The sequence below is a fragment of the Candidatus Acidulodesulfobacterium sp. H_13 genome (assembly GCF_048541835.1).
Classification (GTDB): Bacteria; SZUA-79; SZUA-79; order Acidulodesulfobacterales; family Acidulodesulfobacteraceae; genus QIJE01.
This window is the reverse complement of the sequence record NZ_JBLEOY010000002.1, coordinates 60,895-73,146: the sequence shown is the minus strand read 5'-3', so window position 1 is coordinate 73,146 and position 12,252 is coordinate 60,895. Positions and strand designations below refer to the sequence as shown.

Genomic DNA, 12,252 nt, shown 5'->3' with positions numbered 1-12,252 from the left:
TGGCTTATGGAGACTGTTTATCAATATACTTTGAACTTTTTGCATAGTCTTTAATGATTCACATAAGAACTCAGCTTGTTTTGCTTCTCTACAATTCATCCAATAAATTGTATTTATTGCTTCTCAGTTCATATTTTTAAGATTATTCAAATCATTAGAATCTTCAAAATATCGTGAACCAGCATTTGAAGATGTAAATACCCATCTAAAATTATTTGCATCTGCCCATTTAACAACATCATCAAGGCTATATTCTAAATGAATTATATCATCTTGCCCATCATGATAATCTAAATCAAGACTATTTCCTTTGTGCATCATGTAAAGCATAACAGATATAGGACAAAAGTAAAAAGGAACACACTCCCCAACATACAAGTTAGGATATGTGGTAAAAGTCAACTCTTCTAAACGTCTTTTTTTTATACTATTCATCCCTATAACTGTTCCACCTAATCCTTGAGTAATAACCTTAGCATCACTCAACAATCCACCAGAATTGACAACTGATGATAGTTTATCTACATGGAGTATATGATATATTTTAGGATTATTTGGCGTCAAATTATCATCCTACTGCTATTTTTTGTTTTTCATTGTCAAATAAATCTCTTAGCAAAAAAACTTTCGTAGGAACTTCTATATAAATATAGATTGCTTCTAGCCGTAATTTAAACTTCTTGTCGTTTGTAATAAAAATATCAGACTTAGTCCCATAAATAGCATGAGTAACATCATGCATCATAGACCTATATTTTTTAATTCCATCAGTTTTATAACCTATACTCTCTATGAAATCAAACATTGCACTTATATTTTCTTCTATATTTTTATGAGAGTTTTTAATTTCATTCCATTTTTTTATTTCTATATTATTTTCTTGTATAAAATCATCTAATATATTTTGTATAGCTTCATGAGCAAATAAATTTTCTGGGTCAATACTCCCCTATTAAGCTTCTGTTTGCATTGTGTTTTTTCAATATACTGTCTATATTTTGATGTTTGTTTTTTACTCCAATACTTTCATTTAGTTCAGCTATTGTAGTTAATTCATAAGCATCTATTACCCTTTTGTAGCAAATTTCTGGATGTTCTGACTCAATCACTATCTCTTTTTCCGTTGGTAAGCACTCACAATTATTAGTCACAGTTGAGATATTACAAATAATATTTTCAATATATTTTTTAGAATCTTTTATATCTTAATTTTGACTTAAAATCAGAGCAACTTCTTCCATATGAGCAGGACTATACAACAATCGATTACTAGTTTTTAAATCATCTATTAGCTTCACTGTAAAATCATGTAATACTCTATCATTCTGAATATATTCAGAAAACACATTCATATCTATGTATATAGATTTCATTTCTTCAGTACCCCATTTATCAATGCAATATCAACTCTTTCATTTTTTGGCATTCTAATAATTTGTTTTTCATCTATTGTAAAGTCCAAGCCTTCAAGTTCCATTACGAAACTATTTAGTGTGCCATGAATCTCAGTATCTTCAACTTCTTTACCTTCTGACATGTTCCAAAGATTTTCAGAATCTTTCATGAGGTCAATTGTCAAAAATAGTTTTCCATCAGCTTTAAGAGTATCTCTCATTATCTTAAAAATATTTCTTCTTACTTGTGCAGGCATATGTTCTACAACAGATATGCTATACCATACATCAAAAACATTGTTTTGAAATAGTTTCTCATCTAAAAGAGTATTATAGCTTTTCATCTTTTTATCTACTACACTATAATCAAAAAATCCCCATTCGTTTGCATTGCCCATAGTGTTTAATTCTCTTTTTATAGCATGACTATCTATCGTATGTACATTTGCTCCTCTTTTAGAAAGAAGTAAAGGTAGAGGAGTTACACCAGAGCCAAGTTCTGCTATATTTATTTCTTGTAAATTATTATCTACTTTTTCTAATAACCAAGGGTATTCATAGAGTCTTGGAAAATGTTTTGTGTACCATTTGAAAATATTTCTTGATACTACTATGTTTTCTAAAAGTAAATCATAGTTGACATTATTGTCAATACTTAAAAAATCATCTATAGTTTTATTTTTCATATCGTTTTTATTGTTTGTCGCTGACAAGTTTCCCTTGTCTGCCATATAGACACTCAAACCTCGATATTCTCCAATTTTAAAAATATATTTAAACTGTTTTGTTTTTTCTAAGCTCTCACGCAAATTTTCATAAAAATAGCACATGTGTGAACTATCTACACTATTTTCATAGCCAGAAACGATAAGGGTATTTTCTGCTTTTATACTTATGAAATCAATCAATTTGTCATACTCTTTTTTGGATGACTGGTGAATCAATACATCTAAACATACTACAGTATCTGCTTTTTGTATCTCATTTACTTGTGATAAAGCATGAAAAAAATTATGCTGAGGAAACTTGTTTCTTGCAATTTTCAATGCTTCATCTGAAACATCAATTCCTGTGTATGATTTTAAATTGAGTTTGCTTACAATCTCTAAATCACCACATCCTACATCTAAGATAGTGGCAGTATTTTCTAAGCCTAATAGTTTTAGTAAATGAAGTTTATACTTTGCTGTTTCACCACGAGAACCAACACCTGAACCCAATTGAGGGTTTGTGCTATATCTATAATTCCAAAAAAGCTTATTGTCAAACTTCTTTTTAAGCATTGTATTAATCTTATTTATCTGCTTATCTATTGCTGCTATGTTTACTAGATTAAGTAATCCAATAGTAGATAGATTACTGTGAAAATGGAGAACTTTTACATCAAAAGTGAGTCTTTGTTTTAAAACATCAAAATTATTGACCACATGTGTTGGGCAGTTATACTCATAAGTCAATAAATTATAGTTAATTTCTAAAGATTGTAGTGTTAAAGCAAAAGAGATTTGGTCAATATGGTTTACTTTCTCTTTTAGCAGTTCAGTTATATTTTTAGAGTTTAACATCTCCATGGCATACTCTTTCTGTTTTGCAACAAAAAAGTTTAAATGCTTTGTGGGTATCCCATAAAGTCCACCATTAAAGTTTGTTTCAAATGTTTCTTGATTATTGAGTGTGTCATGAGTAATTTTAGGATACTCTACATCAAAAGAATCAAATATTTTTTTAAGTATTTCCATGTTAGGATTGTTAAAATCAACTACTTTACCAAGCATCTTATCATCTACCATAAAATCTAAATCTTCAGTTATGACAATATCAGCATCACAAAAATATACAAAATCAGCATTTTGTAACTCTTTAGTTTCAAGTTGCTATAGCTTATTTAAATATTTTTTGTCTCCCCAAGGTTTAATTGGAATTATATTTACATTATTTTGTTTTAAAAAGCTCTCAAACTTTTCATTTTTACCTGTCATATGCACAAAAATCCTACTACCTTGAACTTTTGCTATGTCTATAAGTGTATTTATAAAAATATAACCTTGCCAATAAAATTTAGGGCTATTGTCTATAACACAGCTGTAAAATACTTTTTTTTGTTTTTTGAATCTATCAAACATTATGTTTTTCCTTCAATATCTTAAAGTGTAGTTTTGCTTCATTGTATAATTCATAATCAATCTTATTATTATTTTTTATAGTTCTAATAAATTTAGGACTTATATCGTAACAGTGGCCTATTTTATTCTTATTTTTATTTGCTGACATTTTATTGAAAGTCATTACACTTGATTTATTTTCATCTCTTAAATAATTTAAATATTTATTATAATAACACATTGTATTTTGAAATGAAAATTTTATATTCAACTCTTTTTTTAGTAAAAATACACTTATTGCATACTCTTCCAGAATACCAATAAATTTAAAGTCTTTAATCGATTTGTTAGCTAAAAAAAATGATTGAACATTTTTAGAACTTTCTATATTAATATAGTCCTCAAGAGATAAACCATCTTTTATCATATGGCATATTGGACTATGATCATAAAAATTGTTTTTAAAAAAATAATAATTAGAAATTAGTCTTTGAGCAGGATCTCTCAAAAAGGTAATTAATTCAATATTTGAAAAATGGTCAAATCTATTAGCTAAAAAATGTCCGTGAATAATATCAAAATTTTTATAATCTTTTGGATCTGGTTTTTTATTATCTCCCCCTCCCAGAAAAAACCGTTTCAAAACTTCATTATCTTTACCATATTCTAAAAAAAGTTTTTTTCCATATGACTTTATTAAAAAGTTTTTAAATTGCATGCCACCATTTTTATGAATATGTACAGACACAATCATTTTATATCACCTTTTAAAAATAAACCAGATAGTCCTGTGTGAGTGTTGGGAATATCAACTATTTTACACATATATCCATCTATAATACGGTGAAGAAATTTTCCATTTACATCTTTTATTCCAGCAGAAAAGAAAATATAGTATCGTTTAAAAAATTACTTATGAATTTAATTTAATTTCTTTTTCATTATAAAACTCAACAAAGTCCAACTTACTAGGGCATACAAAACCTCCCAATATATCCCCTTTTGTATTTTTACAATGAGAGCCAAAATGTACTTTGTTAGTGTTAATTATCGGAGTAGCTCTATAAGACAAAAGATATTGTTTACCATATATTAAAACATTAACCATCTTTCCATCCAATGTCGTAACCTTCACATCACTTATCTTTGCACCTTTTTCTTCATAATATATTGTTGACTTTGGTTTAAGAGATGGGTCGTAGTACTCTTCTATACTATTTTTTGTTTTTACTATCTCTTTTTGTTTTTTTTCTTCTTTTTTCTCTGGTTTGTCTGCTTGTTTTTTTAGCTCTTCAAACTCTTTTGTGATTGTATTTTTGTCTATTTGTTTTTTTTGAGAGTTTTTCATGTAAAGTCCAGTTACTAACTTTGGTTCACCCTCTATGATTTTTTCTCCGTTGCTTAACCAGATGGCACGACTACAAAGACTTACTATGCTTCCCTCACTATGACTTACAAAGAGTATGGTTGCTCCTGCTTCTCGTATCTGCTCCATCTTTGCGAAACATTTTCTTTGAAATGCGGCATCACCAACACTTAGAGCCTCATCTACTATGAGTATATCTGGGTCTATGTTTATGGCTACTGCAAAACCAAGTCTTGCTTTCATACCGCTACTGTAAGTTTTTAGAGGTTGGTGTATCAACTCTCCAAGTTCTGCGAAGTTGGTTATCTCCTGTATCTTCTTGTCTGTTTCATCTCTACTCATTCCATTTATGGATGTGTTTAAGTAGATATTTTCTAGTCCGCTCATCTCTGGGTTAAAACCAGCTCCAAGTTCTAAAATGGCAGATATTTTTCCGTGTATGTTTGCTCTACCATTTGAAGGAGTCAAAACACCTGTGATGATTTTAAGCAGTGTCGATTTTCCACTTCCGTTTCGTCCTATGATGCCAACAGTTTCACCTTTTTTTATCTCAAAGCTTACATCTTTTAAGGCATGAAAATCATCGTGATATGACTTTATAAAAGGGTTAAGTGCTTCTTTGAGTCTATCCTTTGGATCTTTGTATAGCTTATATGTTTTTGTAAGGTTTTGTACTTTTATAGCTAGAGTTTTATTCATCTATACTCTCCATTATAAGCTTTGCATCTATCTTATTAAAACCAAATACTTTTTTTCCAAGATCTTTTAGGCTTGCACCTATGTGATATTCTATTCTCTCAAATCTTTGAAAAATATGAGAATTATTTTGCAAAAAACTTTTCATTTTACTAAAAGTTCTCATAATCTGCTTAGTTACTTCTACTGCTGTTTTGCTTTTTAAGACTGTTGCAAGCATATACACACCTTGCTCTGTAAAAACATAAGGTAGCTTCTCACCCCTCCCCAGTTAGAACTTGATATCACATTTTGCGACTTCAAGATTTCAAACTCAACTTCAGTCAACTGAAACATAAAATCACTATCAAATCTTTCAATATTCCTTTTAACTTGCTCATTTATTCTTTTTGTTTCAACTCCATAAAGCTCAGCTAAATCTCTATCAAGCATGACTTGCATATTACGAATAGTGTATATTTTATTTTGGACTACTTGATCATCTATAGCTATAGTTTTATTTATCATTAAAGCACATCTCCAAAGTGAGGTCTTAGTCTCTTAAACACAATGGCACCCAAAACAAAAAAGGTAAACGATACTGCCATAAAGTAAAGTGTTGTGTTTTGCATCTCCCAGAACCATTTGTGGTTTATGAGAGTGTATCTATAGAAAAAATATTCTAATTTGTCCTGCCTTGAATGGATATAGCTTTTAGACAGCGATAGGTATTTAGTACATCTTTTTTTATTACCGGACATTGCATCAATTACCGCCAAATGCAGATAAGCATAAAAAAATGGTCATTATTACTAATCATTTTATTAAGATAAATTGACGCCATTCTCAGATTACGATTCTTTATAAGTTTGTCTATTTCGACCTTTTTATATTTAAAACTTGTGAGCGGTTCATTAATGGTAATACTTGCCGGATTATAAGCGCAACCTACAATATAAACAGATAAGGTAAAAATCAAAAATATCATTATGGAAATACGATAAACTCCGTTTTTCATAGTATACCCTCCTAATTACCGCTCTGTATCTGAAGCTTGTTCATACCTAGAATATAGCCGGGATTTTCCGTACCTGCGCGGAGATGGCATCGCGTTAAATATTTTTTCCTTCAGCACACCAATGTTATCACCCGTTTTTGCAGAAATAGGTATCACGACATTACCCGTGAGCTGTTCCAGTTTGTTCTGCAAAAATTTCACGTGTTCAGGGGTTAACATATCTATCTTATTTAAAACTAATATCGTCTTTTTTTCATTCACACCAATAGAATCTAGTATCTTCACAACTTCTTCTAATTTATACAAAGCATCTTCTTGAATAGGATCCACAACATGTATTAGAACATCCGAACACACCGCCTCTTCAAGGGTTGACTTAAATGATTTAACCAAGGATGGTGGTAAGTTTTGGATAAAGCCGACCGTATCTGATATAATAACCTTCCTTTCATTTAATGCCGGAGCATAAACCGCACCAAGAACCGGTGTATCTTTGTATATCAGAGCAATATTTACAGTAAATTCTCCATTTTTCTTTATAAACTCCTTCGTGCCGTCTATCGGGTCTATGCACCAATAGTATTCCCAATCCTTTCTTTTGTTATAAGGTACTTCTTTATTCTCTTCAGAAAGCATCGGGGTATTTGGATAAAGCTCTGCTAAGGCTTTGCAGATAATATCATTTGATTTTAAATCAGCCTCGGTAAGTGGAGATTTATCATCTTTATATTCTACCTTGAAATCTCTGCTGTATATCTCCATAATTGCATCACCCGCATTTTTAGCAATATCTACAATCTTGTTTAGTTCTACATCTTTTAATAATTTCAATAACCCTTCCTCTCTAAATATTTCATAATTATATCTACGCTTTCTTCTATATCCATTTGATCTGTTTTTATATGAAGTTCTGCCTTTTCCGGTCGTTCATAAGGTGAAGATATTCCGGTAAATTTTTTTATCTTACCGGTTCTAGCTTTTTTATATAATCCCTTAGGATCTCTTTGTTCGCAAATTTCCAAGGGCGCGTCTACAAAAATTTCTACAAACTCATCTCCATCTACTAAATCTCGCGCCATGTCCCTATCTTTTTTAAACGGAGATATAAATGCAGTCAAAACTATAATCCCTGCATCTATAAAGAATTTTGAGACTTCACCTATTCTTCTTATATTTTCAACTCTATCTTCATCTGAAAAAGTAAGTCCTTTGTTTAAACCTATTCTGATATTATCACCATCTAGAAGGTATGTATGTTTTTTTAGTTCATACAGTTTGGCTTCAACAGCATTTGCTATGGTTGATTTACCACTGCCACTCAAGCCTGTAAACCATAATATACATGGCTTTTGATGTTTTAATTTTAATCTATCCTCTTTTGACACACGATGGTCATGCCATACTACATTTTTATTATTTAACATAGTTCTTTTTTTTTGTTCTCCGATAAATATTGCTGCAAAAATAATTCATTAGTACGAATAAGAGCATCTTTCTTGTGATCAATAAAGTTGTCACCAAAGTTTGAAGATAGTGCACTGTCAAATGAGCCACCAACATTTTTAAATACGCACATGTACAATAACATTTCGTTTTTTATTCATAAAATTCCTTTAAAGTATTTCTTTTTAACTTCTCTGAAAATCATCTTCAATCCTCACAATGTCATCTTCACCTGTATATTCACCTACTTGAACTTCTATTAAAACGACTGGAATTTTTCCGTTGTTTTCTAAACGATGAACTTCGCCCATCTCAATATATGTCGATTCATTAGGTCTAACAATCTTTGTATTTTCCCCTATTGTCACTGTGGCTGTTCCACCGACAACAATCCAGTATTCACTTCTATGGTAATGCTTTTGCAAAGACAAACGCTTACACGGTTTAACAATAATGTGCTTAATTTTATAGCCGTTTATATCCTCTAAAACAGTATATGTACCCATGGTCTATGAGTTGTCAAATGAATATTATATAGTTCTGAATTTTTTCTTACTTCTTCAACTACTCTTTTCACTTTTTGAGAAGAACTCTTTTTACTAATAAGTAATGCATCACCTGTATCCACAACAATAATGTCATTTACATCCACCGTTGCAATTATTCGATCTTCCCCGTATATAAAATTATTTTTGCTGTTAATTGCAATATGCTTATCGCTGATTGTATTGCCATCTTCATCTTTTGGTAGTTCATCATAAAGAGTATCAAAATTCCCTACATCTGACCACTCAATATCGGATGGCACTACTGCAACTTTCTTGGATCGTTCCATAACTGCATAATCAATACTATTGTCAGGGATACTTACCATATCAGATTTTTTAATACGAATTGTTTCACCAAGAGCAGCATTTACATATGCTTTTTGGCATGCCTTATGAATATCTAAACTATATTTTTTAAATTCTTCAAGAAAAATACCCGCTTTAAAACAGAACATGCCTGAATTCCAATAGTAATTACCTGCCTCTAAATAAATGGTTGCCATACCTAAGTCTGGTTTTTCATAAAATGTCTTAACAGTATTTCCATCTGATGCATCCACTTCAATGTATCCAAATCCAGTCTCAGGGAATAATGGTTTTATGCCAAATGTTACCAATTTATCTTCATTTGCCAATACTTTTGCTTTTTCAACCATTTCACCATAAGCCATCTCATTTTTATGAGATGATCACTGGGTGTAATAAGTACTATTTCCATAGGATTACGCGCCATACAAGCAAGTGCAATAGGCAGGTGCAGTGTTTATATGGGCTCAAGAAGGTGGCGGTTATTGTCTTTATGAAGCTCTTCTATCTGATCTAGTGCTAAAAAATATTGTTCAGTATTTGAAACTATCATTCGAGAACTACAAACTTTAGCATTTCTTTCAACTGTAAGCTGAAAATAGTGACTTATCACCAAAAAGTTTTACAAATTGTTTTGGCATTAATGTGCGACTAATAGGCCAAAGACGAGTTTCACTCTCACCACATAAAATAATATTAATCATTTTTTATCCTCAAATTCAACAAATACATGAGCCATTCTACTTCTTGCATATGCCACTGAAAAATAAGATTTACAATACTCTAAAGACCGCTTCCTATTTTGTGTAAGTCATTTTTACTAATCTGATTATACACCATTTTACCTTATATATCCATTAAGTCTATTTTTAAAAATAATGGAAAACTGAGATATAATCTCAGCCCAGTTTGGAATGGATTTTTCCTATTTCTTTGCAATATCTCTATAAGCTAAAAACACTAACTTAAATAATGAAGTATCATCATTAAACCCTCTTTTGGTTTTAGTTATTTTTCTGATCTGTCTATTGAATCCTTCAACTGTGTTGGTGGTTTTGAATATGATCTTCGAGTTCTGCTTTAAGCATATTTTCAATCATATTTTTCATAAAATGCTTGGTTAGGTTTGACAGACCATCCTGTGTCCTGCAGTTTTTGCTTAATGCTTTGAAGTATATATTATCTATTGTCAAATCCTTGCTTAAATCTTTTGTGTTCATGTCAAATCTCCTTTCTGTTTCTTCATTCTGTATGTTATCGGATTTTAACATTTACACAAAATTTGGGGCGGTATCCCGTTTCTCCTTATTAACCTATTACAAAATTGTTTATCTATATCATCAAAAAATATGCCTTTATTTTAGATAATGAACTATAGAGAAGAGGCTTTATCAACAGCCTCAGAAGACGCTACCCCGATATTATCCCCCCAATTTAACCTGCCGGTATACGAACCGTCAGGCTGTAACTTGCACGTAGACCCACTTAGATATGAACCACTTGGTGTCAGCGTAGATCTTGAGCCGCCAACATAAAACCCATCAGGACACAATGCAGCAAATGCCGATTGCTGCGAAAGAAATAACGCTGTAGCCATTATTAGTAATTTAATTTTCATATCGTTCTCCTCTAATCTTGCCATGTTGAAAAAACAAAAGGTTGGCGCTTGACGATTTGGGCACATAACATCTTACTTAAACTACTTTCCATAATATGGGTTTAAAATATAATGTCAATAAGGCGGATTGTGACAAATTTACTTTATATTTTAGTAAAATTTACTTGAAAATATAGAGTAAAATCATAATAAGAGGAAAAAGGGGTCGCACCTATTTTTTCTTTTCATCTATCTCTGCTTAATATCCCATTATTTCTTTCCTATGGAAGCGAACTGTCTTTCGTGGTTTATTAAGGGTGAAAAACAGTATAATTTGCAGAGCAATAGGCATTAATCTTTTGAGGTTATACAAATACATCAAGAATAAAGAAGATATTAAGAGTATTAACAATCCATCTTCTTCATCTTCAATGTATATTGCTCAAAAATGGTATTTCCTGTTAAATTATTTCTATAATTTAAGAAAAATATTACAAGTACACATTTTATCATTAAAATATATGTTATCTGCTTATTAAAATAATTATGTTATTGCAGGAAAGAGTTAATTTTTGATATTACAAAGAAAACTGAAAATACAAATATTAACAGGTATTACATTTTAACAACTTATAAAGTATTAATTGAGATTTATTGATGATTATAAATTGTTTGTAAAAACATACACGAAAAACTTAATCTAAGATGCAAGTAATTCAACAGAAATAAAAAAATTTCATATTAGAAATTGAATTGAAATATTAAAAGAATATTATAAAGAATAACGCCACATAACACTGTGTATAAGAGACATATTATATTATGAATATCGTCTTTCAGAGCTTTTTAACGGTATTCGATACCGCCCCAATATGTATCAGGAAAGGTTTACATATCCTTTTTTATATGTTAGGATTGCTAAGAATGGCGCAATTGTCCTAAGCGGGAGGATACTTAATAATATAGGAACAAAATATGCAGGATAATTCAAATAAGTTTACAGTGCAAAGTAACCATAAAGACAACATCAGCTATGGCTTTAAGATACTTTTTGAGTACAGATATCTGATATGGGTGCTTGCAATAAAGGAACTTAAGGTCAGATATAGGGGCTCATACCTAGGTTTTTTTTGGTCGCTTTTAAACCCGCTTCTTCTGCTTTTGATATACACATTTGTATTTACGGTTATTTTTAAAGCAGTGGGGAAGGCATACCCCGTTTATCTGTTTATCGGCCTTTTACCGTTCAATTGGTTCTCAATGGCCATAAACGAATCAACGATGTCCGTTGTAAGTTCGGGATATTTCATAACAAAGTCAACATTGCCATCTGAGATTATTATTATAGTAAAGGTTGTGTCAAATTTCATAAATTTTATTTTGTCCATACCTATTTTATTTCTCTTTATAGCAATATTCCGCGTTAAGGTCGGTTTTCCTCTCGTTTTGTTTCCCCTATTGATAGTCATAGAATTTTTTGCCACGGTAGGCGTAGGGTATTTTGTCGGTGCTTTAGAGGTATTCTATAGGGATATGCAGCATATTGTAATGAATCTGCTTCAGATATTATTTTTCGGAATACCCATAATGTACTATTCTACTCAGATACCGGGCAAATTGAGAAAGCTTATTTTTATTAATCCCTTAGCTTATTTGATAAAATGCTATCAAGATATATTTTACTACAATGTTTTTCCAAAATGGTATGAAATTGTTATTCTAATGGTTATAGCCTTGGTTGTATATACGTTGGGCTATATGTATTATCACGCCCATAGGGAAGAGTTTCCGGAGCTTGTATAA

16 protein-coding genes and 2 pseudogenes are annotated in these 12,252 nt (G+C 31.0%); 1 reads left to right on the top strand and 17 read right to left on the bottom strand.

The annotated features are described in order from the left end of the window. Positions 1-123 precede the first annotated feature (123 nt). From ACMCNP_RS04835 to ACMCNP_RS04755, 17 genes and pseudogenes are all read right to left on the bottom strand, one after another. On the bottom strand, positions 124-564 hold the full coding sequence (locus tag ACMCNP_RS04835) for a DUF4433 domain-containing protein (RefSeq protein WP_419314586.1): 441 nt from the start codon (positions 562-564) through the stop codon (positions 124-126). 4 nt (positions 565-568) lie between these two features. Continuing rightward, positions 569-805 (bottom strand): hypothetical protein, encoded by a 237-nt coding sequence (locus ACMCNP_RS04830; protein ID WP_419314583.1) that lies wholly within the window; start codon positions 803-805, stop codon positions 569-571. A gap of 133 nt (positions 806-938) precedes the next feature. Then, a complete protein-coding gene (locus ACMCNP_RS04825) occupies positions 939-1,109 on the bottom strand; it encodes a hypothetical protein (protein WP_419314581.1) in 171 nt (56 codons plus the stop codon). A gap of 260 nt (positions 1,110-1,369) precedes the next feature. Continuing rightward, entirely contained in the window at positions 1,370-3,184 is a 1,815-nt protein-coding gene (locus tag ACMCNP_RS04820) for a methyltransferase (RefSeq protein ID WP_419314578.1), read from the bottom strand. 84 nt (positions 3,185-3,268) lie between these two features. Continuing rightward, entirely contained in the window at positions 3,269-3,517 is a 249-nt protein-coding gene (locus ACMCNP_RS04815; protein ID WP_419314576.1) for a hypothetical protein, read from the bottom strand. After that, positions 3,510-4,250 (bottom strand): sulfotransferase family 2 domain-containing protein, encoded by a 741-nt coding sequence (locus tag ACMCNP_RS04810; RefSeq protein WP_419314573.1) that lies wholly within the window; start codon positions 4,248-4,250, stop codon positions 3,510-3,512. Before ACMCNP_RS04810 ends, ACMCNP_RS04815 begins: the two co-directional genes overlap by 8 nt. 159 nt (positions 4,251-4,409) lie before the next feature. Continuing rightward, the gene (locus ACMCNP_RS04805) at positions 4,410-5,561 is read right to left on the bottom strand and encodes an ABC transporter ATP-binding protein (RefSeq protein ID WP_419314570.1); all 1,152 of its coding nucleotides are present in this window, start codon (positions 5,559-5,561) and stop codon (positions 4,410-4,412) included. Continuing rightward, positions 5,554-5,778 (bottom strand): hypothetical protein, encoded by a 225-nt coding sequence (locus tag ACMCNP_RS04800; RefSeq protein WP_419314568.1) that lies wholly within the window; start codon positions 5,776-5,778, stop codon positions 5,554-5,556. The genes ACMCNP_RS04805 and ACMCNP_RS04800 overlap by 8 nt, the downstream gene beginning before the upstream one ends. Beyond that, on the bottom strand, positions 5,760-6,065 hold the full coding sequence (locus ACMCNP_RS04795; protein WP_419314566.1) for an ORF6N domain-containing protein: 306 nt from the start codon (positions 6,063-6,065) through the stop codon (positions 5,760-5,762). Before ACMCNP_RS04795 ends, ACMCNP_RS04800 begins: the two co-directional genes overlap by 19 nt. Then, positions 6,065-6,298, bottom strand: coding sequence for a hypothetical protein (locus ACMCNP_RS04790; RefSeq protein ID WP_419314564.1), 234 nt, complete (start codon positions 6,296-6,298; stop codon positions 6,065-6,067). The genes ACMCNP_RS04795 and ACMCNP_RS04790 overlap by 1 nt, the downstream gene beginning before the upstream one ends. Positions 6,299-6,306: 8 nt before the next feature. Further along, positions 6,307-6,555, bottom strand: coding sequence for a hypothetical protein (locus ACMCNP_RS04785; protein ID WP_419314561.1), 249 nt, complete (start codon positions 6,553-6,555; stop codon positions 6,307-6,309). A 15-nt stretch (positions 6,556-6,570) separates the two neighbouring features. Then, complete coding sequence (locus ACMCNP_RS04780; RefSeq protein ID WP_419314560.1) at positions 6,571-7,386, bottom strand: inositol monophosphatase family protein; 816 nt, start codon at positions 7,384-7,386, stop codon at positions 6,571-6,573. After that, the gene (gene cysC, locus ACMCNP_RS04775) at positions 7,383-7,979 is read right to left on the bottom strand and encodes an adenylyl-sulfate kinase (RefSeq protein ID WP_419314557.1); all 597 of its coding nucleotides are present in this window, start codon (positions 7,977-7,979) and stop codon (positions 7,383-7,385) included. The genes ACMCNP_RS04780 and cysC overlap by 4 nt, the downstream gene beginning before the upstream one ends. 204 nt (positions 7,980-8,183) lie before the next feature. Continuing rightward, a pseudogene (locus ACMCNP_RS04770) lies at positions 8,184-9,556 on the bottom strand (mannose-1-phosphate guanylyltransferase/mannose-6-phosphate isomerase). Between the two features lie 137 nt (positions 9,557-9,693). Further along, positions 9,694-9,915, bottom strand: a pseudogene (locus ACMCNP_RS04765) (IS256 family transposase); the annotation flags it as partial. Next, entirely contained in the window at positions 9,890-10,072 is a 183-nt protein-coding gene (locus ACMCNP_RS04760) for a hypothetical protein (protein ID WP_419315933.1), read from the bottom strand. The pseudogene ACMCNP_RS04765 and the gene ACMCNP_RS04760, both read right to left, overlap by 26 nt. Positions 10,073-10,224: 152 nt before the next feature. Next, complete coding sequence (locus ACMCNP_RS04755; protein ID WP_419314554.1) at positions 10,225-10,494, bottom strand: hypothetical protein; 270 nt, start codon at positions 10,492-10,494, stop codon at positions 10,225-10,227. Positions 10,495-11,424: 930 nt separating this feature from the next. On the opposite strand from ACMCNP_RS04755, the gene ACMCNP_RS04750 reads away from it, so the two are divergent. Further along, positions 11,425-12,252, top strand: a complete 828-nt coding sequence (locus ACMCNP_RS04750; protein ID WP_419314551.1) for an ABC transporter permease — start codon at positions 11,425-11,427, stop codon at positions 12,250-12,252.